The following is a 21,161-nucleotide window of genomic DNA, read 5'->3' as shown; positions in this document are numbered from 1 at the left end:
CTGTGCCGAACGAAGGGAAAGGCTAGCGCTCGGACATTGGGGTGTAAATCTGGCGGCGGCGGGAGACGAAACCAAACTGAGGCTAGTTGGCGAGCAGGCCCTCGAGCATCGCCTCGAGCGCGGCCACCGATTTTTCCAGCGCGGCCTCGGGATCGTCCGCATTGGCGATCCATTGCGCTGCATAGGTGGTGCCGCCGGTGATCAGCCGGGCGATGGCCTCGCCGTCCAGATCGGCGGCGATCGTGCCTTCTTCCTGGAGCGCCTGGATGCTGGCGGTGATCGAGGCGACGCAGCCCTGGGCGCTCGGCCAGGTCGACGGATCGCCGAGCACCGCAGGCCCGTCACGCAGCACGATGCGCTGGATCTCGGGCTCGATCGCCATCTTCAGATAGCCGACATTGTCGTCGATCAGGGCCTGCCAGCGCGTCGGCGCCTGCGCCGAGAGCTGGTTGAGCCGATCGGACATCTCCGCGTCGATCTGTGCGACCACGGCCGCCATCAGGCCCTTCTTGTCGCCGAAATGATGATAGAGCGCGCCACGCGTCAACCCGGCGGCGGCGGTGAAATCATCCATCGATGCATCATTGTAGCCGATCGTGCCGAACGCCTCGCGGCCGGCGGCGATCAGCTTGGCGCGGGTTTCCGCGATCATCTCCTTGCGCGGACGATGGGCCATGCTCTGCTCCATAAACATACGGCGCGTATGCCAATTGACATACGGTGTGTATGTGATTACTTCAACGTTCATACGCCATGTATGTCATTTATATAAGGGGCATGGCGGAGCTGTAAAGGAGACGGCCATGACCAATCCCTATGCCACGATCTTCCAGGCGCGCGGGGCCAAGGGTTTCGCCGCGGCCGGCTTCGTCGCGCGGCTGCCGATCGCGATGGCGTCGATCGGGCTGGTCGCCATGCTCTCCCAGACTCATGGCGAATATTGGCTGGCGGGCGCGGTCTCGGCGACCTTTGCGCTGACCAACGCCCTGCTCGCGCCGCAGGTCTCGCGGCTGGTCGACCGGCTGGGGCAGACGCGGGTACTCGTTCCGGCGACGATCGTCTCCGTGCTGGCCTTTGCCGTGCTGATCATGGCGGCGCATCGCGACTGGCCGGTCTGGACTCTGTTCGCCTCGGCACTGGCGGCCGCGGCGATGCCGAGCATCCCGGCGATGGTGCGGGCGCGCTGGACCGAGATTTTCCGCGATACGCCGGAACTCACCACGGCGTTCGCGTTCGAATCCGCGGCCGATGAGCTCGTCTATATCGCCGGCGCGTCGCTGTCGGTCGGGCTGAGCGTTGCGCTGTTTCCCGAGGCGGGCATGGTCGCGAGCACGTTGTTCCTCGCTTTCGGATCGACGGCACTGATCCTGCAGCGCTCGACCGAACCGAAGGCGCGACCGGTCTCGCGCGAGCATCGCGGCTCGGCGATCATGCTGCGGCCGGTACAGATCGTCACCGTCGCGCTGGTCTTCATCGGGGCGATCTTCGCCACGGCCGAAGTGAGCGCGGTCGCGATCACCAAGGAACTGGGCCAGCCCGGCGCCGCGAGCCTCGTCATCGGCGTCTATGCCGTGGGGTCGTTTGCGGTCGGGATCGTGATCGGCGGGCTGAGGCTGACGCTGGCATTGCAGCGCCAGCTTGCCATCGCGGTCGGCATCACCGCGCTGACGACCCTCCCGCTGCTGCTCGCCGACAGCGTGCTGTGGCTGGCGTTGGCGGTGTTCCTGAGCGGGATTGCGATATCGCCGACCTTCATCACCGCGTTCGGCCTCGTCGAGCGGCATGTGCCCGAAGCCAAGCTGACTGAAGGCGTCACCTGGGTGACGACCGGGATCGGTATCGGCATGGCGTTGGGGTCGTTCGCGGCGGGCCTGACGATCGACGCGTTCGGCGCACGAAACGGTTTCTGGGTATCGGTGGCGGCCGGCACGATCGCGCTGTCGACGGTGCTGCTGGGGCAGCGGGTGCTCGGCGGGGCGCGGCGGGACCAGGCCTAGCCGCGGCGCCTATTGCTCCGGTCGAGCTCGGCCTCGCGGCGGACGCTGCGGGCCTTGAGCAGATCGTGGCGCGACAGGATGCCGACGACCCGGCCGCTCGTCTGGTCGACGATCGGGATGCGGCCCACGCCGGTATCGACCATCAGGTCGGCCACGTCGCCGATCGGGCTGTCGGGCCAGGCCACCGGCTGCGACGCATCGGACAGCGCGCCGCCCAGCGTGGCGTCGATCGGGCCGCCCTCGACATGCCAGCGCAACGCGTCCGAGCGCGACGCCAGGCCGAGCAGGCGACCATCCTCATCCACCACCGGATAGCTGCGATGCGTCGCCTGGTCAGCGAAGAAGCGGGCGGCGTCGGGCACGGTCATGGCCCCGGGGAGCGTGGCGGGATCGGGCGTCATGATCTGGCCGGCCTGAAGGAATTCGAGCGGGTCGACGGTATATTCCTGCAGAATGTGCCGGCCGCGGCGAGCGATCTTCTCGGTCAGGATCGAGCGGCGCATGATCAGCACGCTGATCGCATAGGCACCCGCAGAGGCGGCCATCATCGCCGGAAGCGCGGCGAAATCGCCGGTGAGTTCGCAGGCGAACAGCGCGCCGGTGAGCGGCGCGCGCATCGCCCCGCTGAGGATCGCCGCCATGCCGGCCAGCGCCCAGAAGCCGGCGGGGCCGGGCAGCGCCTGGCCGATCAGGAAGCCGAGCGCGCCGCCGAGGATGAGCAGGGGCGCGAGCACGCCGCCCGAGGTGCCCGAACCGAGCGCGACGAGCCAGACCACCGCCTTGACCAGGGCGAGCGCGAGCACGACGCGCACGGCGAGCGATCCGTCGAGCAGTGCCTGGATATTGCCATAGCCGGCGCCGAGCACATGCGCGTCGACCAGCCCGCCGAGACCGACCACTACGCCGCCGATCGCGGGCCACCACATCCAGTGGATGGGCAGGCGGTGGAACAGATCCTCGATGCGGTAGAGCGCCTGGGAGAGCAGGGCGGCTTCCAGCCCGACCACCACGCCGAGCGGCAGGGCGATGGCGGGCGCGGCGGCCCAATGGTCCAGCGCGGCGCCGGTGAAGGGAAAGAGCGGTCCGGCGCCGAGCAGCAGCGGACGCCAGGCGAGCGACACCAGCGCGGCGATCACCACCGGCACGAAGCTGCGCGGCTTCCATTCGAACAGCAGCACTTCGATCGCGAGCAGGATCGCGGCGAGCGGGGTACCGAAGATGCCGGTCATGCCGGCCGCCGCGCCCGCGACGAGCAGCGTCTTGCGCTCGGCCGCGCTCAGCCTGAAGCATTGGGCGAAGAGCGAGCCGATCGCGCCGCCGGTCATGATGATCGGCCCCTCCGCGCCGAACGGACCGCCGCTGCCGATCGAGACGGCCGAGGACAGGGGCTTGAGCAGTGCGACCTTGGGCGACAGGCGGCTCTCGCCATAAAGAATCGCCTCGATCGCTTCGGGGATGCCATGGCCCTTGATCTTCTCCGAGCCGAAACGCGCCATCAGGCCGATGATCAGGCTGCCGATGACGGGGATGACCAGCACGGCGAATCCGACCTTGCTGTCGACGATCTCGACCGGCTGGACCGAGAGGCGGCCGAACCAGAAAACATTGGTGGCGAGCGCGATCAGCTTGAGCAACAGCCAGGCGCCAAACGCCCCGCCAGTGCCGATGACCAGAGCCGCGGCGGCGAGGATCAGCATGCGCCGGTCCGCGCTGTGATCGGCGAGCTTGCGGAGTGGCGAGACAGAGGGTGTAGAGGGGGGCGGTGCAGAGATGGGCATGAGGGCCTTCCGGATCGGGAATGCCGGCGCGACTATATCGTATTACGATATAATTCAATGTGAGGAAGCGAATGTCATGGCTGGGCAGAAGGCGAAAGGGCACAGGCTGACCGAGACGGACTATGCGGCGCTCGCCGATTTCCGCCATGCCTTGCGGCAGTTCCTCGCGTTCAGCGAAGGTCGCGCGGCGGAGTGCGGGCTGACGCCGCAGCAGCACCAGGCGCTGCTCGCGATCCGCGGCGCGGCGGGGCAGGCGGTCACGGTGGGGTTCATCGCCGAGCGGCTGATCCTGAAGCCGCACAGCGCGACCGGGCTGGTCGACCGGCTCGAGGCGCTCGAGCTGGTCGAGCGGCGCCCGGCACCGGACGACAAGCGGCGGGCGCTGATCGTGCTCACCTCCAAGGCGCTGGCGCTGCTCGAGAAGCTGTCCGCCACGCACCGCGAGGAGATCATCCGCCTGCGCCCGATGCTGACCGCCGTGCTCGATCGGGTCGACGGGGAAGGCTGAGTCGCGATCTTGAAATATATATCGTAATGCGATATATAACGCTTGGCGACCGTCGCATGGCGGCGTCGGGAGAGGTCGATGCACATCATCCTCGTGGCGCTCGAATCGATCGGCCTGGTGCTCGGCAGCCTGGCGCTGGCCGGGCTGCTCAACGGGGTGCTGTGGTCCGCCTTTCGCTGGTTACGTCATCCGGACTGGGCCTGGACCGTCATTGCGGTGCCGGTAGTGGCGGTTCTTGCGGGTGCTCCGCCGCGTAGCGCCTTTCTGCGGCTCGCCCTTGCCTTTGCCGCGATGCTGGCATTGCCCTTCTGGATGGAAGGACGGGCGTGGCGCTCGCGCTGGCGGCTCGATCATCCTTTACCGGCGCCGATCCGATCGAAACCTTCCGCTTGAGGCTGGTACCGCTACCATTTTTTGGTTAGACCCCTCAAAAAATGCGGGAGAGGGTTCTCATGAAGTTCAAGCTTTTGGCGGCAGCCGCGTCGGTTTCGTTCCTCGTCACCGGGGCTGCCTTCGCGCAGGACGTGCCGGCGACTCGCACAGCTGGCGGCAATGTCGAGCAGCGCGCGGCGGCCCTGGTCGCGAAGATGACCCTGGAGGAGAAGGCGGCGCAGCTGGGCCATACCGCGCCCGCCATTCCACGGCTCGGCGTGCCGCGCTACAATTGGTGGAACGAGGGGCTGCACGGCGTCGCGCGCGCCGGCATTGCCACCGTGTTCCCGCAGGCGATCGGTATGGCGGCGACCTGGGACACCAACCTCATGGGAACGGTGGCCGACACGATCGGCACCGAGTTCCGCGCCAAATATGTCGAGCGGGTGCATCCCGACGGCGGCACCGATTTCTATCGCGGGCTGACCGTATGGTCGCCCAACATCAACATCTTCCGCGATCCGCGCTGGGGCCGGGGGCAGGAGACCTATGGCGAGGATCCGTTCCTGACCGGGCGGATCGGCATTGCCTTCATCAAGGGCCTGCAAGGCACCGACCCCGATTATTACAAGACGATCGCCACTTCGAAGCATTTCGCGGTGCATAGCGGGCCGGAATCGAACCGGCACCGAGAGGATGTGCATCCGAGCGCGCATGACCTGGAGGACACCTATCTCCCCGCGTTCCGCGCGACGGTGACCGAGGGCAAGGTCCAGTCGATCATGTGCGTGTACAATGCGATCGACGGCGTGCCGGGCTGCGCCAACGATTTCCTGATGAACCAGCGGCTGCGCAAGGACTGGGGCTTCAACGGCTATGTCGTGTCGGATTGCGGCGCGGCGGCGAACATCTATCGGCCGGACAGCCTGCATTACCGCAAGACGCCGGCCGAGGGCGTTGCGGTCGGTTTCCAGGCGGGCATGGACGTGATCTGCGGCGATTACCGCAACCATATGACGACGGATGCGGATTCGATCGTCGAGGCCGTGAACAAGGGGCTGCTGCCGATCGCGACGGTCGACCGCTCGCTGGTGCGGCTGTTCTCGGCGCGCATCCGGCTGGGGCTGGTCGATACGCCGGTGCGGCCCTTCGCCAATATCACGGCGGCGGACAACGACACCGAGGCGCACCGCGCGCTCTCGCGCAAGATGGCCGAGGCGTCGATGGTGCTGCTCAAGAACCAGGGCGATCTGCTGCCGTTGACGGGCGCGCCGAAGACCATCGCGGTGATCGGGCCGAATGCGGATTCGATCGATACGCTGGTCGGCAATTATTACGGCACGCCGTCGCGGCCGGTGACGGTGCTCGACGGCATTCGGGCGCGCTTCCCGCAATCGACAATCGTGTTCGCGGAAGGAACCGGGCTGGTCGGCCCCGCCGAGCCGGCAGTGCCGGACAGCGCGTTCTGCGTCGATGCCGAGTGCAAGACGCCGGGGCTGAAGGTGGAGTATTTTGCCGGGACCAACCTTGAGGGCGCGCCGGTCGAGACGAAGACTCAGCCCAATGCCACGATCGAATGGAATGGCGACAAGGCAGCGTCGACGCGCTGGACCGGCACGCTCGTCGCGCCGGAAAGCGGCGAATATCGTTTCCGCTTCGCGAGCGAGAATGGCTACCGCGTCTATGTCGACGACAAGATCGTCGTGGACGAATGGGGCGTGGGCGATGCGCCCTCGATCCTGTCGGGCGCGGTTTCGCTGGAGAAGGGGAAGAAATACCCGATCCGCGTGGAGGGTTTCCAGCGCGGCGCGCGGGGCGAGCAGCATCTGGTGTGGAGCCCGCCGAGCCAGAATGGCGACGACGCGGTCGCCGCGGCGAAGTCGGCCGATCTGGTGGTGTTCGTCGGGGGCCTCTCGGCGCGGATCGAGGGCGAGGAGATGAAGATCAAGGCGCCGGGCTTTGCCGGGGGCGATCGCACCAGCCTCGACCTGCCGGCACCGCAGGAAGCATTGCTCAAGCGCGTGCAGGCAGTCGGCAAGCCGACCGTGTTGGTGCTGATGAACGGCAGCGCGCTCAGCACCAACTGGGCCGATGCGAATGTACCGGCGATCGTCGAGGCCTGGTATCCGGGCGAGGAAGGCGGCGCGGCCGTGGCCGGGCTGCTGGCGGGCGATTTCAGCCCGGCCGGGCGGCTTCCCGTCACTTTCTACAAGAGCGCCGAGCAGCTGCCGCCGTTCGAGGATTATGCGATGGCGGGGCGGACCTATCGCTACTTCAAGGGCGAGGTGCTGTACCCGTTCGGCCATGGGCTGAGCTATACCAGCTTCGGTTACGCCAACCCGCGGGTCGAGACGAAGGGTGCGGTTTCCGTGTCGGTCGATGTGACCAACAGCGGCGCACGCGACGGCGACGAGGTGGTGCAGCTGTACCTGTCGCATCCGGGCGTTGCCGGGGCGCCGGTGCGGGCGCTCGAGGGCTTCCAGCGCATCCATCTGGCCAAGGGCGAGAAACGCACCGTGACCTTCACGCTCGATGACCGGGCGCTGAGCGTTGTCGACGACAAGGGCGCACGCAAGGTCGTGCCGGGCATTGTGGATGTGTGGGTCGGCGGCGGTCAGCCGGTGTCGCGGTCGGGCATGGCGCAGGCGGCCGGCGTGAAGACCAGCATCAAGGTGACGAAGTCGGCGGTGCTGCCGAAATAACGGGATGCCGTGGCGGGCACGATCCGCCACGGCAATTCCCGCTGGACGGATGAAACAGGGCTTCTCTAAACTCGCCTCGACACGAGGGGATCGACATGGCGGCCGTGCTCAAGATCGTCGACGAGGTTTTCGGAACGGGGGCGGGTGACCGACGGCCCGCACTGGAGCTGAAACTGGTTTCGGAGCGGATCACGGCGCGGGAGTTGATCCGCCGCCGCATCGCGGACGAAGTGCAGACGGCCAACCAGCGCAATATCGAGCACGCCGCCGGCCATGCCCGTACCCGATCCTTCCTGATCCAGTTCGACGAGGACGCACCCGAGGCACGGCTCAATGGCGGAATCGTGCGACGATCACGGCCGAAGCTGTTCGACGAACCGGCGGAATATGACCGCGCCATCGAGGCGTTCGAGAAGAACCAGTTCATTCTGCTGTTCGACGAGCGCCAGGTAGAGCGGCTCGACGACGACATCGCGCTGACCGGCGATAGCGAAGCGGTGTTCCTCTATCTGACGCCGCTGATCGGCGGATGACAGGGATCATCGGGCGGATCGTCGGCTTGCTGGGCGGCGGGCGGGACGGGCACGAACCGCGTAATGCGAGCGAAACGCGGCGGCTGGACGGGTTGCCCGTGTCGACCGAAGCGGAGCGGATCGTTGCGCGGTTGTGCGAAGAGGCGGTCGCCGTCCGGGCGGGCAATTATGGCGCGGTCAAACTTTCGGACCTTGCGTCCTGGGAGGCGGTGAAGACGGGTCCCGACGATTTGCTGCTCGAGGTCGCGCTGGCGTCGATCGTTCCGCGCCCGCACGATAGCTATGCTCATACGCCCAAATCGTGGACGGTGAACGAAACGCGCAAGACCATCGCGTCGCAGCTCATGCGCAAGAAACTACCCTTTACGTCAGCGCAACTGGCCGGGCTGATCGAGCAGTGCACGGCATATCCCTATTCGCTGCAATATGGCATGCCGGCACCGTCGATCCTCGGTGCGGCAGAGCGGGTCCTGGAGGGACGGTCGCCGGACGGGGTACTGCGCAAGGCAATCGAGACGCTGCAGCGCCGCCTGGTGCGGGATGGCGCGCGAGCTCAGCAGACCAAGTTCGATGCGACCATCCTGGCGCGGGTTGCCGCCTTGCTGGAAGGCGGCGGCACAGACAGACGGGCGCTGCCGATGGGTGCCTTTTCCGCGACGGTCGCCCCGGTGCTGGAGGACGGGAAACACGGTGATGCGTGGCGGGCGCTCCTGCTGCACGCCGCGGGCGCAGGCGAAAAGGCCAAGCCAGCGGCGAAATGGCTGGCCGACGGCAAGGCGCTGGTCGCCGTGATCGGCACCGACGCGGTGGCGGCCAGGCTGGTCGCGTGGATGGAGGCGACCACGCCCGATCCTGCCCGGCCCGATGCCAGCCTCGACATACTGAAGGGCCTGATCTGGCTGTCGGCGGCGTTCGACGAGGCGCGGCTGGCAGGGCCGATCGGTCGCTTTGCCGAGAAATGCTTCCGCAAGGTGCCGGGGATCGGGGCACGATCGGTCAAGCTCGGCAATGCGGCACTGTGGACCTTGTCCGAGACGGTGGACGGGGAGGGCGCCGCCGCCGAACTGTTCCGGCTCCGCGCGAAGCTGAAGCTGCCGTCGGTGCAGAAACTGCTCGATGCGCGGCTGGCCGATCTGGCGGACAAGATGGGCAGCAGCGTCGCGGTTCTGGAGGACGGCTCGTTGCCGGATTTCGGCCTCTCGGCCGGTGGCAGCGCGACCTTCCCGTTTGGCGATGTCACCGCCACGCTGGCGCTGCAGCCCGACGGGGTCGATGTCGAATGGCGCGGTGCCGATGGGCGGGTGCTCAAAGCGCCGCCGGCGGCCGTGCAGCGCGACCACAAGGCCGGGCTTGCTGCGTTCAAGCAGGCAGTGAAGGATGTCGAAGCAGCGCGCGCCACACAGGCGATCCGGCTGGAGCAGTCCTGGCAGGAGCAGCGTCGCTGGGATGTCGCGGCGTGGCGGCGGACTTTTCTCGATCATCCGCTGCGCCGGCAGCTCGCGCTGGCGCTGATCTGGCGGTTCGACGGCGCGGGCGATCCCGTCACGGCGATGCCGCTGGGCGAGAGGCTCGTCACGCTCGCGGGCGAGATGGCGATTCCCGAGACCGGCACGGTGCGGCTGTGGCATCCGCTCGACAGCGATCCGGCCGATGTGCTCGCGTGGCGGCAGAAGATCGTCGATCGAGAGCTGACTCAGCCGATCAAGCAGGCGCACCGCGAAATCTATGTGCTGACCGATGCCGAGCGGCGGACCGGCACCTATTCGAACCGGTTCGCGGCGCACATCCTGCGCCAGCACCAGTTCCGGGCCTTGTGCCAGGCGCGCGACTGGCGGTTCGAGTTCCTGGGCGGATGGGACAGTTGGAACGTGCCGCACCGCGCGCTGCCGCATCACGGGTTGCGCGTCGAATATAGCGTCGAGGCGGTCGACAATGATGCGCGGAGCGATGCCTATGTGCCGCTCCATCTCGCCACCGACCAGGTGCGGTTCGTCGACGCGCGCGGTCCAGTGCCGCTGGAGGCAGTCGAGCCGATCCTGTTTTCGGAATGCCTGCGCGATGTCGACCTGTTCGTTGCGGTCACCAGCGTCGCGAATGATCCGGGCTGGACCGACGGCGGACCCGACGGGCGGTTCGGCGGGTATTGGCGCGAATGGGCCTTTGGCGATCTCAGCCAGTCAGCCGAGACCCGCCGCGCGCTGATCGCGGCGATCGCGCCGAAACTGGCGATCGCCGACAAGCTGGAGGTCAGCGAGAAGTCGCTGATCGTACAGGGCAAAAAGCAGAAATATGCGATCCATTTCGGATCGAGCAACATCCAGATCCTGCCGAGCAACCGCTATTTGTGCATCGTGCCGGGGCGGAGCCCGCAGGAAGCGGACAAGATCAAGCTGCCCTTTGCCGGCGACAGCCTGTTGTCGATCATCCTAAGCAAGGCGTTCCTGCTGACGGACGAGACCCAGATCAAGGATCCGACGATCATCGCGCAGCTTTAAGGGTTTGCCGCGGCACGTGAGCCGATGCGCCGCGGCAAACCCATGCAACCCCGCTGTCGCAGGATGGGATTTACCGGCTCGCGCCGGGCCGGGGAAATGATCGTCGACCGGGATGCGACGGATGCGATGAAAGCGCCTGTATCGGCTCAGAACCGATAGACCCCGCCAGCCTCCGCCGCGACGAACCGGTCCGCCGGTAGCTGCGCCGTGTCCAGCGCTGCCGCGAGTGCTTCCACCGGCGCGTCGCGCGGTTCGTCGGTGAGCTGGAAAGTGCCCCAATGGATGCCCAGCGCGCGGGCCGCGCCGACGTCCTGCAGGATCGCCACCGCTTCGGCCGGGTTGGCGTGCTGGTTGGCCATGAACCAGCGCGGCTCATAGGCGCCGATCGGGATGAGCGCGACGTCGGGCGCGCCGTGGCGGGCGCGGATGTCGCGGAAGATCGCGCCGTCGCCATATCCCGTGTCGCCGGCGAACCAGATGGAGCCGGCCGGGGTATCGAGCCAATGGCCAGCCCATAACGCCATGCGCCGGTCGCCCAGGCCGCGCGCCGACCAGTGGTTGGCGCGGGTCAGGGTCGCGGCCAGGCCGGGGGCGAGATCGATCCGGTCGTGCCAGTCGCCGACGGCGATCCGGGCCTCGGGTATCGCGCGCCGGACGATCGCATCATTGCCGAGCGGCATCACCATGAGCGGGGCATGCGCGGCGTGCAGGCGCCGCAAGGTGGCGAGATCGAGATGGTCGTAGTGATTGTGGCTGAGCAGCACGGCATGGATCGGCGGCAGATGCTCGAACGCGATGCCGGGCGCGGTCACCCGCTTCGGGCCGGCGGAGGAGAGAGGGCTCGCACGATCCGACCAGACCGGATCGGTCAGCAGGTTCACGCCGCCGGCCTGGATCAGCAGCGTGGCGTGGCCGATCATGGTGATGGTCAGTCCGTCGGGTGCCGGGTCCGGGCGCACCTGGTCGACCGGCACTGTCGTCGGCCAGCGGGCAGGGCGCTCGCCGAATTTCCAGCGCAGCAGCTCGGAGAGCGCGCGATCGGTGGCGGGCTGGCCGGGGTTGAAGAAGCGGACGCCGTCGAAATGGTCGCTGGGCGGTGCGGCGAGGTAGCGGTTCTTCGGCATCGCCGCGGTTCTGGCGCATCCCAGGCCGCTGCGCCAGCCCGTGTGCAATCGAGGTTATTGCTAATGATAATGCGATTGACTAGCATTATTACTTTCCCCTACCGGCGACCCCGCGCATCACGTCAGCAAAGGACCCGTTGGAATGAAGCCTCTCGTGCGACATGCATTGCTTGCGACTGCCCTGAGCTTCCTGCTGCCGGCGGCTGCGCTGGCCGCCGGGCCGGAGAATGAGGACGGGCAGGACAAGGGCGACATCATCGTCACCGGTACGCTCGACACGCCGAGCGCTTCGGCCACCGGCCTGACCCTCACGCCGCGCGAGACGCCGCAATCGGTGACGATCATCGACCGGACGCGGATCACCGATTTCGCGCTGACCAACGTCAACGACCTGCTCAACCAGGTGGTCGGCATCAATGTCGAGCGGGTCGAGACCGACCGGACCTATTTCAATGCGCGCGGCTTCGACATCACCAATTTCCAGGTCGACGGGATCGGCCTGCCACTCCTGTGGGGTATCCAGTTCGGGGATCTCGACACCGCGCTGTTCGAGCGGGTCGAGGCAGTACGCGGCGCCAATGCGATCATGACCGGCATCGGCAACCCTTCCGCCACGATCAACTATGTCCGCAAGCGCCCGACCGACACGCTGCAGGCCAATCTGTCGGCGCAGCTTGGCTCCTGGGACCAGAAGCGGATCGAGGCCGATGTCTCGGTGCCGATCACCGGCACGCTCGCGGTGCGGGCGATCTTCGCGCATGAGGACCGCGATTCCTATCTCGACTACAATCATGTCGACCGGAACGTGTACGGCGCGCTGCTGAGCTGGGAAGCGACGTCGCGGCTGAAGGCGACGATCGGATATAGCCGGCAGGACAATCGCGCGGACGGCGTGCTGTGGGGCGCGTTGCCGCTGACCTATACCGACGGCACGCGGATCGATTTCCCGGTCTCGGCCTCGACCTCGGCCGACTGGACCTATTGGGACACGCACGACCAGAGCGTTTTTGGCGAACTCGCCTACAGCTTCGCGGGCGGCTGGTCGGCCAAGGGCGTGTTCACCTACAGGCGCTTCACCGAGGAATCGAAGCTGCTCTACGCTTATGGCTATCCGGACAAGGCGACCGGGCTCGGCGTGGGCGGCATGTCGGGCATCTATCCGTCGACCTATGACCAGTATCTCGGCGATTTCACCGCATCGGGCCCGATCAAGCTGTTCGGGCGCGAGCATCAGCTCGCCTTCGGCGTGTCGACCGCGCGATCGGACGGGCTCGAATATGAGAATTTCTCGCCGGACCTTATCGAGTTCCAGGCGGTGCAGGACTGGGGCCAAGTGCAGGTGGCGGAGCCGACCTACCCCGGTGCCTATCTCGCCGCGGATTACACGGACCGGCTGACCCGGGTGTACGGTGCCGCACATCTCAATGTCGCGGACAATCTGAAGGCAGTGGTCGGCGCCAGCGCGATGTGGCTGGAATCGAGCGGGACCTCTTACGGCACCGATCAGTCACGCGACAACAGCGCGGTCAGCCCCTATGTCGGCGCGATCTTCGATCTCTCGAAGAACGTCTCGCTCTATGCGAGCTATACCGACATCTTCAATCCGCAGGTCGAGACCGGCATCGACAATCGCAAGCTCGATCCCGCCGCGGGCAGCAGCATCGAAGGCGGCATCAAGAGCCAGTGGTTCGGCGGTCGGCTCTATGCCACCGCATCGCTGTTCCGGGCGAAGCAGAAGGGGCTCGCGTCCGCGATCGGCACTTATGGCGACCTGAATGGCCCGTGCCCGGACGGGCCGATCGGGGAGACCTGTTATGCCGGTGTCGACACGATTTCGAAGGGTTTCGAGATCGAGCTTGCCGGCCGGATCACCGATCGCTGGAGCATTAGCGGCGGCTATACCGGGCTGAAGATCGAGGACGATTCCGGCAACAAGGTGCGGACGTATCTGCCGACCAGGACGCTGAAGCTCGCCACCAATTATGTCGTGCCCGAGCTGAACGACCTGAAGTTAGGCGCGCAACTGCGCTGGCAGAGCGCGATCACTTATGCCGATGCGTATGTGCAGGATTATGGCGTCGTCACCGGGGACGTGATCCTGAAGCAGGAAGCCTATGCGGTAGTCGATCTGATGGCCGGCATCCGCCTGATCGACCGGGTGCGCGCGACCGTCAATGTGCGCAACGTGACGGACAAGAAATATCTCGGCAGCCTGATGTGGGGCCAGGCCTTCTACGCTGCCCCGCGCAGCGCGAGCGTCACGTTGAGTTTCGTTTTCTGACCCAGCCGGGGAACGGCAAAAGACTAAAGATTCCGACAGCGGGAAAAAGCCTGGGGCGCTTGAAGGCGGCATCACTCACCGCAGGCGAATCCCGATGCACCGAAGAGACATGTTGAAACTGGCGGCCGGCGCAGTGGCGCTGGCGAGCCTTGGCTCCACCGCACGTGCCGCGTTCAGCGCAGAGCGCGAGCGCATGGCGGACTGGAGCCGGACTCGCCGCTTCGTGTGGAACGGCTTCGGATCGATCGCCTATGTCGAAAGCGGCAAGGGCGAGGAGGCGCTGTTCCTGCACGGCTATCCGCTGAGCGGCTTCCAGTGGCGCGGGGCGATGGAGCAGCTCGAGCTGTTCTATCGCTGCATCGTGCCGGACTTCATGGGGCTCGGCGCGACCGAAGTGGCGCCGGGGCAGGACCTCGGCGCGATTGCCCAAGCCGCGATGATCGTCTCGCTGCTCGACGCGTTGAAGATCGAGCGGGTGCACATCGTTGCCAACGACAGCGGCGGCGCGGTCGCGCAAATCCTGGCGGTGCGGCATCCCGAGCGGGTCCGCACCTTGCTGCTGACCAATTGCGACACTGAGTTGGAGAGCCCGCCGCCCGCGATGAAGCCGGTCATCGAGCTGTCGAAACAGGGGCTCTATGCCGAGCAGTGGCTGGTGCCCTGGCTGGCCGATCGCAACCGGGCGCGGGCGCCCGACCAGTTCGGGGGCCTGTGTTATGCCGATCCCGCCAACCCCACCGACGAAGCGATCCAGATGTATTTCGGGCCGCTGCTCGCGACGCCGCAGCGGCGCCGGCTGGTCGAGGCGCATGCGGTCGCGCAAGGGACCAACGCACTGACCGGCATCACGCCGTTGCTCGGGAAATGCCCGGTGCCGACCCGGATCATATGGGGCATGGGCGACACTATCTTCTCGCCCGGCAATGCCGACTATCTCGACCGCAGCTTAGGCCAGTCGCGCGGGGTGCGGCGGCTGGAGAAGAGCAAGCTGTTCTGGCCCGAGGAGCGGCCGGATGTGATCGCCGAAGAAGCCGATGCGCTGTGGAGGAAGGCATGAGGCGCGGCATTGGATGCGTGGCGTTGCTTGCCGCGCTGGCCACGGGGTCCGCTCGCGCATCGGATCACCTGGATTCTCCGACGGTGATCGCCGATCCGCGTGCCGATATCGGCGACCTGTTCGCCTGGATATCCCCGGACGGCGCCAGGCTGAACCTGGCGATGACGATCGTCGGGCACAGCTTCTCCGACCGGCTCGACTATGTTTTCCATATCGACAGCGGCGGACGGTACGGACCGACCAGCGCATCGGTCGACCTGCTATGCCGCTTTGCCGGCGCTGGTGCTGCGGATTGCCGGCTGGGGAAGGACCGGGCGACCGGCGATCCGCGCGATGAGCATGGGGTTACGAGCGCGAACGGGCGTTTCCGGGTCTTTGCTGGACTGCGCGACGATCCGTTCTTCAACAATGTCCGCGGTGCGCGGGAGGCCTATAATGTCGCGACCAGGGCGTTGGAGAATGGCGCGCGTTACGATGCAGCGGGATGCCCGGGTTTCAGCACAGCGCAATCGGCGACGATCCTCGATACCTGGCGCCACACCAGCGGCAAACCGGCGACCAATTTCCTGCGCGGCTGGACGCCTGCCTCGATCGTCGTGTCGATCGATCTCGGCGCGGTGAACCGCGGCGGGCCGATGCTGGCGGTGTGGGGTGCGACGGTCGGGCCGAAAGGACAGATCGATCGCGCGGCGCGGCCGCTGACCGGCAACGCGCTGCTGGCGACGCTCGGCCCGGATGCGGAGAGCGATGCACTGAAGGAGCGCTATAATCGCGCGACGCCTGCCACCAGCGGGGCGTTCGTGCCCGAGATCGCCAAGGGCGTGGCGCTGTATGACGGGTTCGACGGGCGCTGCGGCGACGGTCTGCTGGTCGACCGCAAGGCGCCCCCGGCGCGGCGTTACTGGCCGATGGCGACACTGCTCGCTGACGATCGGCTGTGGCTGAATAGCCGGTCGTCGACCTGCACCCAGCTCTTCGCGGTCGAGCGTGCTGCGCTGGCCGGAGAGGCGGCGATCGCGGGCGACTGTGGCGGGCGGTCCATCACCTATGATGCCGTGAACGTCTATCGGTCGCTCATCGCGAACGGCACCACGGCGGGGATCGACGATGGCGTGCATGCCGACGAGAAAGTGCCATCGACCGCAGTGTTTCCATTCCTGGCGGTGCCCGATCCGGCGCCGGCCGACCGATGAGACGGCGCGTCATGATAGGGGCCGCCGTGATGCTCGGCCTGGCCGCCGCGCCGGCCGAGGCACATAGCGGTACGGGGCTGGCCGGTGGCTTTGCCGCGGGTTTCGCGCATCCGTTCGGTGGGGTCGATCATCTGCTTGCCATGGCCTCGGTCGGGTTATGGGGTGCGTTTCTCGGGCGGCCCTTGGTCTATCTGCTGCCGGTCGTTTTCCCGCTGATGATGGTCGTGGGGGCGATGCTCGGGATGACGGGGGTGCCCTTGCCGTCGGTCGAAACCGGTATCGCGCTGTCGGTGCTGGTGCTGGGCGGCTGCATCGCACTGGCGTTCCGCGCGCCTGTGTGGCTGGCCATCATGATCGTTGCGCTGTTCGCGATCTTTCATGGCTATGCCCATGGCCGCGAGCTGCCCTCGGCGGCCGATCCGGCGGGGTACAGTCTGGGGTTCGTGCTGGCCACCGGGTTGATTCACATCGCCGGCATTGCGCTGGGGCTGCTGAAGGCTGGCCCGAGCGGGGAGGTGACGATCCGGGTTGCCGGTGGGGCGATCGGGTTGGCCGGCCTGGCCTTTCTGGTCGGGCTGGCGTGATGCGGGACCCGGCGCTTCCGCTGCTGTTGCTCGGCGTAAGCACGGGCCTGATGGCTGGGGCGTCCGGCCGGCACGCGGCGTTGCTGGCGGGGATTGCTGCAGCCCTGCTCGTATCGACTTTCGGCCCGATCGTGCCCGACGGTGGGTCGCATGCCATGGCCTGGGTGTGTGTCATGGCCATAGCTGGCGCCACATGGCTGCCGCGCGGCGTGCCGATACCTGTCGCGGGCGCGGCCGGAGCGGCTGCGGGGCTGCTTCATGCAGGCACGGGCGCGACCTTGCTGTCGCTGGCGTTGCTGGTCGCGAGCGCGTTGCTTGCCGGTATCGCCGCCCGGCGCGGGTGGCGGCTGGCGGTGCAGGTGGTCGCGTCCTGGCTGTTCGCGGTGGCGGCGTTGAACGTCACGCTTGGGCTGCTGCCCGTCACGCCGGGCTATCTGCCCGATCATCTGGAATGACGATGCTGAAACATTTTCTGGCGGGCCTCGCCTGTTGCGCCGCGACGGCGGCGGCCGCGCATGATTTCTGGATCCAGCCGACGCGGTGGCGAGCGGAGCAGCATGTGCGGGCCAGCCTCACCTTGCAGGTTGGGCATGGGCCGTACCGCCAGCGCTCGCCGATTCCGGCCGCGCGGATCATGCGCTTCGAGAGCGTCGGCCCGGATGGCCGGCGGGCCGATCTCCGGCCATGGCTGCATCCCGGTGGGGCGGACGATGCGACGGTCTCGCTGGCCGGGCCGGGCACGCATCTGCTGGTGCTGGAGACCGACAATCGCGCCGAGAGCCATTTGCCGGCGATCCGCTTCAACGATTATCTGCGGGTGGAGGGGCTGACGCCGGCCCTCGCGCTACGCGCCCGCACCGGGCGGACGGGCGAGGACGGATCGGAGCAGTACAGCCGTCATGCCAAGGCGATCCTGCAGGTCGGCCCGGTCGATCCGCGCGGGCAGGCGCAGGTGAGCAGGCCACTGGGTCTGGCGCTGGAGATAGTGCCCGAGCGCAGCCCGATCGGCGCGCGAGGCGGCGCGTTGCCCGTGCGGGTGCTCTATCATGGACGAGCGCTGGGGGGTGCTTTGGTCAAGCTGACCGACCTCGCGCACGATGCCGAGCCGATGGCGATGCAGCGCACCGACGCCAATGGCCGTGCGGTGTTCGCGATGCCGGGGCGGGGGAACTGGCTGCTCAACGTGATCTGGACCCGGCCGCAGCCGCGCTCCAACCTGACCGATTTCGAGACCGATTTCTCCAGCCTGAGCTTCGGGATTTTCGAATGAGGCCGCCGCGATTTTCGGCTAAGGGCGGATGATGAGCGAGGCGCAAGAGGAAGACGAGCTGTCGGTTCGGCTGCTGCTCGAGACCGCGACCGTCGAGATCCGCGACATCCAGTGCCGCGGCAATTGCCGTCACCGGTCGCCGAGCGAATGCGCGTCGACCACGCACCTCGTCTATCCCTATCGCGGCGCCTTCATGCGCCATGTCGGCAGCGCCGAGACGGTCGCCGAGGTCAACCAGCTCGTCTTCTTCAACGAGGATGAGGAATATGCGATCAGCCATCCCGTTGGCGGGGGCGATGCCTGCCTGTCGATCGCGATCGACCGGACGCTGTTGCAGGAGCTGGCGCCGGCCGACCAGCTCGCGACCGGGCCGGCAGTGGCGTTCCGCCATGCGCGGCGCGGGATCGATCCGCGCGCCCAGGCGCTGGTCGCATTGCTGCGGCACGGGTTGAGCCGGGGCGCGATCGAGACGCTCGAGGCCGAGACGCTGGCGCTGACCCTGATCCGCCGATCGCTTGGCGAGACGACCTCGCACGACCTGCCCAGTACCTACGGCCAGAAAAAGCTGGTCGATCGTACCAAGCTGCTGCTCGCAGCCGACCCCGGGCGGCGCTGGACCCTGGCGGCGATCGCGAAGGAAGTCGGCGTGTCGCCGGTCTATCTGACCCAGATCTTCGCCCAGGCGGAGGGCGTGCCGCTCTATCGCTATCAGTTGCGGCTGCGGCTGGCGCGGGCGCTCGACCTGCTGGCGGATTATGACGATTTGACCATGCTGGCGCTGGACATCGGCTTTTCCAGCCACAGCCATTTCAGCGCGGCCTTCCGCCAGCTCTACGGCAAGACGCCGGCTGAATTCCAGCGCGCCACGCGCCTGCGCTGAATCGCTGAAGATTTCGACAGCGCCGCGCGGCGAACGCCGCCATCCTGCCCATGTCGACGAGGATGGAGATGACGATGGCTCAGGACAGCTGCGCGGCTTGTGATTGCCCGCTTGACGAGGACCGCAGGACGGTGGCGATCGGGGGGCGACCGGTCGAGGTGTGCTGTGAGCAATGCGCGGTGGCGCTGAACGAGGCTGGCGCTGCGGTTCGGGGTAGGGTTGCCAGCTTCCTTGACGGCTGAAGCGATGGTGCGCATGCGGATGTGGTTGAGGTCGATATGGCTGACTTATCAAGACGTTCGCGGGGATGGATCGTCTTTGCGCTGTGTTGATCGGGTATTCGGGGTGAGACCGGAGGAGCCGCTCTATCTGGCGCTGGACCGACGGGTGCGGATCTGGTGACGCTCTAACCCAGCACCTTGCGGATGAAATGACCGCCGGACAGGCCGCGGAGCAGGGCAAGGCGATATTTCGCCTGGACCGCTGGCGCGTGCCAGTTTCCGGTTGGCCAGTCCGCGATCAGATCGCGCAGCATCGCGATGTCCAGCGGCCCCGATGGATCGACCGTCGCGGCGATCCGGTCGATCTCCGTTGCCGCCTCGTCGCGCGCGGCCGCGAGGCCTTCGTGCCAATCCGCAGCCTGCAGGCCCTTGCGCGGCTCCGCCAGCACCGCGGCGGGCAGTCGATCGGTGAAGGCGGCGCGGGCGATCGCGCGCGGGCGGCCGCCGCGCAGATATTCGGCCGCGGGGATCGACAGACACAGCTCGATCAGACGGCGGTCGGCGCTGGGATCGCGCGTATCGATGCCCCAGCCGGTGAGATAGCCCTTGTTGTAATTGCCCAGGTCAGTGCGTTGCAGGGCGTGAATCCGCGCGGCGACGGGGTCGCGCGGCGGGCGGTAGCTGAAATCGCTGCCCATCTGCGCGGCGCGGGCGCTGAGAGCCTCGGCGCGTGCCGGGTTCACGGCGCTATAGTCGTTGAGATCGAGACGGCGGCCACGCGCGCGGTCGAGCCTGCGCCACAGCCCGGCCGGAAGCCAGGGCCCGAGCGCATGGGCGGCGCTGTTACGCACGGATATGCCGTTGGCGCCGAGCTGCCGGGCGAGATGCGCGACCTGGATCAGGCGGCCGCGCGCGAGGAGATCGGGCAGGGCGGAGAAGCCGGTGAAGCTGAAGCTCATATTGCCCATCTGCCCGGTGAGCATGACGGTCACGCGCCGCTGTTTCGCCGCATCCATGATCGCGTCCAGCCAGACGCCGTTGCACAGGTTCAGCACCGGGCGGTCGAACAGCAGGAGATTGCGGTCGAGCGCCGCGAGCGGGGACCTGCCGTCGGTGCGGACCAGCATATGGTCGATGTTCGGATGGAGCGCTGCGACGGCCGCGGCCAGGGGGCCTTCGTCGGCGAGATGGTTGCGCGGGACGGCGCCGTCGTAACCGGCGCGCGGTACTGCGGTGAAGGCGGCGAGCCGCCCGCTGGGAGCAAGCAGGCGCGCGGCGGTGGCGGCGACGGCGCCGCTGTCCAGTCCGCCGCTGAGATGCGCGCCGGCCATGGCTCCAGCGCCTCGGAGGCGATCGGCGACGGCGCGGTCGAGTTGCTCGCGTACCGCTTCATCATAGTCGGCGGCGTTGCGGAGCTTGAGTGGGGGCGGGGCGGGGTTCCAGTAGCGGCGGGTCGAGATGCCGGTTGGGGTGACGGTGATGACATGGCCAGGCGGGGCGCGCTCCACGCCTTCATAGAAGCTGCGCCCGCCGGTCTCGGGGAGGAGAGCGAGGAATTCGGCGACCATGTCCTGATCGGGTCGTGGCGGGACCTCGGGCAAGGCGTGGAGGCCCTTGGCCATCGAGGCGAAGGCGAAGAAATCGCGGCCGCGATGGAAATGAAGCGGGCGCTGGCCGAGGAAGTCGCGGGCGAGCACCAGGCGCCGCGCAGTGCCGTCCCAGAAGGCGAAGGCGAAGTCGCCGGCGAGCCGATCCACCCCCGCTTCGCCCCAGCGGATGAGCGCGGTCATCAGGACCGCGGTGTCCGACTGGCGGGTGAGATCGGGCAGAGGGAGGTTGAGATCGCGCCAGAGGTCTTCGCGGTTATCGAGGCGGACGTCTGCGACGAGGGCGAAGCGGCCGTTTTCAAGAACGACCGGGCCGGAGTCGAAGCCGTCCTCTGGCAGGGTCGCATAGAGATCGCGGCCCATCGCGAGCGGTCCATCACTCCAGCAGATGGGCTTGCCGCTGCCGTAGATCCGCTGAGCCCCGAGCATCCGTCCGCACGCGCCGGACAGGTCCGGGCGGCCTGCGAAGCTCAGTATGCCGGCGAGGGCGGTCATCGAAAGGTAGTGGACGCGATAGTAGGGCGCATCCGCAGGGTGGTAGCGCGGCGGCTGTTAGGCT

Annotated in this window: 17 protein-coding genes; 13 read left to right on the top strand and 4 right to left on the bottom strand. The window is 67.3% G+C overall.

What is annotated here, in order from left to right; translation table 11 throughout:
* Nucleotides 1–82 precede the first annotated feature (82 nt).
* Entirely contained in the window at nt 83–676 is a 594-nt protein-coding gene (locus tag WC729_RS01070; protein WP_372848651.1) for a TetR/AcrR family transcriptional regulator, read from the bottom strand.
* Nucleotides 677–803: 127 nt separating this feature from the next.
* Here WC729_RS01070 and WC729_RS01065 point away from each other — a divergent pair, with 127 nt between their 5' ends.
* Nucleotides 804–1,997 (top strand): MFS transporter, encoded by a 1,194-nt coding sequence (locus tag WC729_RS01065; RefSeq protein ID WP_372848649.1) that lies wholly within the window; start codon nt 804–806, stop codon nt 1,995–1,997.
* On the opposite strand, the gene WC729_RS01060 is transcribed toward WC729_RS01065, so the two are convergent.
* On the bottom strand, nt 1,994–3,775 hold the full coding sequence (locus WC729_RS01060; RefSeq protein WP_372848647.1) for a chloride channel protein: 1,782 nt from the start codon (nt 3,773–3,775) through the stop codon (nt 1,994–1,996). The two genes, WC729_RS01065 and WC729_RS01060, sit on opposite strands and share 4 nt — an antisense overlap.
* Before the next feature lie 76 nt (nt 3,776–3,851).
* Here WC729_RS01060 and WC729_RS01055 point away from each other — a divergent pair, with 76 nt between their 5' ends.
* The 5 genes from WC729_RS01055 to WC729_RS01035 all read left to right on the top strand — a co-directional run bounded on the left by WC729_RS01055 (nt 3,852) and on the right by WC729_RS01035 (nt 10,385).
* Entirely contained in the window at nt 3,852–4,283 is a 432-nt protein-coding gene (locus WC729_RS01055; protein ID WP_372848645.1) for a MarR family winged helix-turn-helix transcriptional regulator, read from the top strand.
* Nucleotides 4,284–4,361: 78 nt separating this feature from the next.
* A complete protein-coding gene (locus tag WC729_RS01050) occupies nt 4,362–4,676 on the top strand; it encodes a hypothetical protein (RefSeq protein ID WP_372848643.1) in 315 nt (104 codons plus the stop codon).
* A gap of 59 nt (nt 4,677–4,735) precedes the next feature.
* Entirely contained in the window at nt 4,736–7,357 is a 2,622-nt protein-coding gene (locus tag WC729_RS01045) for a glycoside hydrolase family 3 C-terminal domain-containing protein (protein ID WP_372848641.1), read from the top strand.
* 95 nt (nt 7,358–7,452) lie between these two features.
* Nucleotides 7,453–7,890, top strand: a complete 438-nt coding sequence (locus WC729_RS01040) for a hypothetical protein (RefSeq protein WP_372848639.1) — start codon at nt 7,453–7,455, stop codon at nt 7,888–7,890.
* Nucleotides 7,887–10,385 (top strand): DUF4132 domain-containing protein, encoded by a 2,499-nt coding sequence (locus tag WC729_RS01035; protein WP_372848637.1) that lies wholly within the window; start codon nt 7,887–7,889, stop codon nt 10,383–10,385. Before WC729_RS01040 ends, WC729_RS01035 begins: the two co-directional genes overlap by 4 nt.
* 146 nt (nt 10,386–10,531) lie before the next feature.
* Here WC729_RS01035 and WC729_RS01030 read toward each other — a convergent pair whose 3' ends face one another.
* Nucleotides 10,532–11,509 (bottom strand): MBL fold metallo-hydrolase, encoded by a 978-nt coding sequence (locus WC729_RS01030; RefSeq protein WP_372848635.1) that lies wholly within the window; start codon nt 11,507–11,509, stop codon nt 10,532–10,534.
* Nucleotides 11,510–11,651: 142 nt separating this feature from the next.
* Between WC729_RS01030 and WC729_RS01025 the strand changes: the two genes are divergently transcribed.
* From WC729_RS01025 to WC729_RS00995, 7 genes are all read left to right on the top strand, one after another.
* Nucleotides 11,652–13,790 carry a TonB-dependent siderophore receptor gene (locus WC729_RS01025; protein ID WP_372848633.1) on the top strand — a complete coding sequence of 713 codons (2,139 nt, stop codon included), beginning with the start codon at nt 11,652–11,654 and terminating at the stop codon, nt 13,788–13,790.
* 94 nt (nt 13,791–13,884) lie between these two features.
* Nucleotides 13,885–14,847, top strand: coding sequence for an alpha/beta fold hydrolase (locus WC729_RS01020; protein ID WP_372848631.1), 963 nt, complete (start codon nt 13,885–13,887; stop codon nt 14,845–14,847).
* Nucleotides 14,844–16,040, top strand: a complete 1,197-nt coding sequence (locus tag WC729_RS01015) for a hypothetical protein (RefSeq protein WP_372848629.1) — start codon at nt 14,844–14,846, stop codon at nt 16,038–16,040. Before WC729_RS01020 ends, WC729_RS01015 begins: the two co-directional genes overlap by 4 nt.
* A gap of 11 nt (nt 16,041–16,051) precedes the next feature.
* Complete coding sequence (locus WC729_RS01010; protein WP_372848627.1) at nt 16,052–16,624, top strand: HupE/UreJ family protein; 573 nt, start codon at nt 16,052–16,054, stop codon at nt 16,622–16,624.
* The gene (locus tag WC729_RS01005) at nt 16,624–17,079 is read left to right on the top strand and encodes a hypothetical protein (protein WP_372848625.1); all 456 of its coding nucleotides are present in this window, start codon (nt 16,624–16,626) and stop codon (nt 17,077–17,079) included. The genes WC729_RS01010 and WC729_RS01005 overlap by 1 nt, the downstream gene beginning before the upstream one ends.
* A gap of 2 nt (nt 17,080–17,081) precedes the next feature.
* Nucleotides 17,082–17,894 carry a DUF4198 domain-containing protein gene (locus WC729_RS01000; protein WP_372848623.1) on the top strand — a complete coding sequence of 271 codons (813 nt, stop codon included), beginning with the start codon at nt 17,082–17,084 and terminating at the stop codon, nt 17,892–17,894.
* Nucleotides 17,895–17,925: 31 nt separating this feature from the next.
* Nucleotides 17,926–18,774, top strand: a complete 849-nt coding sequence (locus WC729_RS00995) for a helix-turn-helix domain-containing protein (RefSeq protein ID WP_372848621.1) — start codon at nt 17,926–17,928, stop codon at nt 18,772–18,774.
* A 406-nt stretch (nt 18,775–19,180) separates the two neighbouring features.
* Here WC729_RS00995 and WC729_RS00990 read toward each other — a convergent pair whose 3' ends face one another.
* Nucleotides 19,181–21,097 (bottom strand): asparagine synthetase B, encoded by a 1,917-nt coding sequence (locus WC729_RS00990; protein WP_372848619.1) that lies wholly within the window; start codon nt 21,095–21,097, stop codon nt 19,181–19,183.
* Nucleotides 21,098–21,161: the final 64 nt, after the last annotated feature.

The organism is Sphingomonas sp., assembly GCF_041661825.1.
In the GTDB taxonomy this organism is placed as follows: domain Bacteria; phylum Pseudomonadota; class Alphaproteobacteria; order Sphingomonadales; family Sphingomonadaceae; genus Sphingomonas.
The sequence above is the reverse complement of the archived record's forward strand: the minus strand, read 5'-3'. Positions and strand labels throughout refer to the sequence as shown.

What these genes read in the sequence shown, in the direction of transcription:
- WC729_RS01010 (WP_372848627.1), top strand. Translation starts at nt 16,052, where the DNA reads ATGATAGGGGCCGCCGTGATGCTCGGCCTGGCCGCCGCGCCGGCCGAG.
- WC729_RS01065 (WP_372848649.1), top strand. Translation starts at nt 804, where the DNA reads ATGACCAATCCCTATGCCACGATCTTCCAGGCGCGCGGGGCCAAGGGT.
- WC729_RS01030 (WP_372848635.1), bottom strand. Translation starts at nt 11,509, where the DNA reads ATGCCGAAGAACCGCTACCTCGCCGCACCGCCCAGCGACCATTTCGAC.
- WC729_RS01025 (WP_372848633.1), top strand. Translation starts at nt 11,652, where the DNA reads ATGAAGCCTCTCGTGCGACATGCATTGCTTGCGACTGCCCTGAGCTTC.
- WC729_RS01045 (WP_372848641.1), top strand. Translation starts at nt 4,736, where the DNA reads ATGAAGTTCAAGCTTTTGGCGGCAGCCGCGTCGGTTTCGTTCCTCGTC.
- WC729_RS01000 (WP_372848623.1), top strand. Translation starts at nt 17,082, where the DNA reads ATGCTGAAACATTTTCTGGCGGGCCTCGCCTGTTGCGCCGCGACGGCG.
- WC729_RS01055 (WP_372848645.1), top strand. Translation starts at nt 3,852, where the DNA reads ATGGCTGGGCAGAAGGCGAAAGGGCACAGGCTGACCGAGACGGACTAT.
- WC729_RS00995 (WP_372848621.1), top strand. Translation starts at nt 17,926, where the DNA reads ATGAGCGAGGCGCAAGAGGAAGACGAGCTGTCGGTTCGGCTGCTGCTC.
- WC729_RS01040 (WP_372848639.1), top strand. Translation starts at nt 7,453, where the DNA reads ATGGCGGCCGTGCTCAAGATCGTCGACGAGGTTTTCGGAACGGGGGCG.
- WC729_RS01060 (WP_372848647.1), bottom strand. Translation starts at nt 3,775, where the DNA reads ATGCCCATCTCTGCACCGCCCCCCTCTACACCCTCTGTCTCGCCACTC.
- WC729_RS01015 (WP_372848629.1), top strand. Translation starts at nt 14,844, where the DNA reads ATGAGGCGCGGCATTGGATGCGTGGCGTTGCTTGCCGCGCTGGCCACG.
- WC729_RS01070 (WP_372848651.1), bottom strand. Translation starts at nt 676, where the DNA reads ATGGCCCATCGTCCGCGCAAGGAGATGATCGCGGAAACCCGCGCCAAG.
- WC729_RS01005 (WP_372848625.1), top strand. Translation starts at nt 16,624, where the DNA reads ATGCGGGACCCGGCGCTTCCGCTGCTGTTGCTCGGCGTAAGCACGGGC.
- WC729_RS01050 (WP_372848643.1), top strand. Translation starts at nt 4,362, where the DNA reads ATGCACATCATCCTCGTGGCGCTCGAATCGATCGGCCTGGTGCTCGGC.
- WC729_RS01035 (WP_372848637.1), top strand. Translation starts at nt 7,887, where the DNA reads ATGACAGGGATCATCGGGCGGATCGTCGGCTTGCTGGGCGGCGGGCGG.
- WC729_RS01020 (WP_372848631.1), top strand. Translation starts at nt 13,885, where the DNA reads ATGCACCGAAGAGACATGTTGAAACTGGCGGCCGGCGCAGTGGCGCTG.
- WC729_RS00990 (WP_372848619.1), bottom strand. Translation starts at nt 21,097, where the DNA reads ATGACCGCCCTCGCCGGCATACTGAGCTTCGCAGGCCGCCCGGACCTG.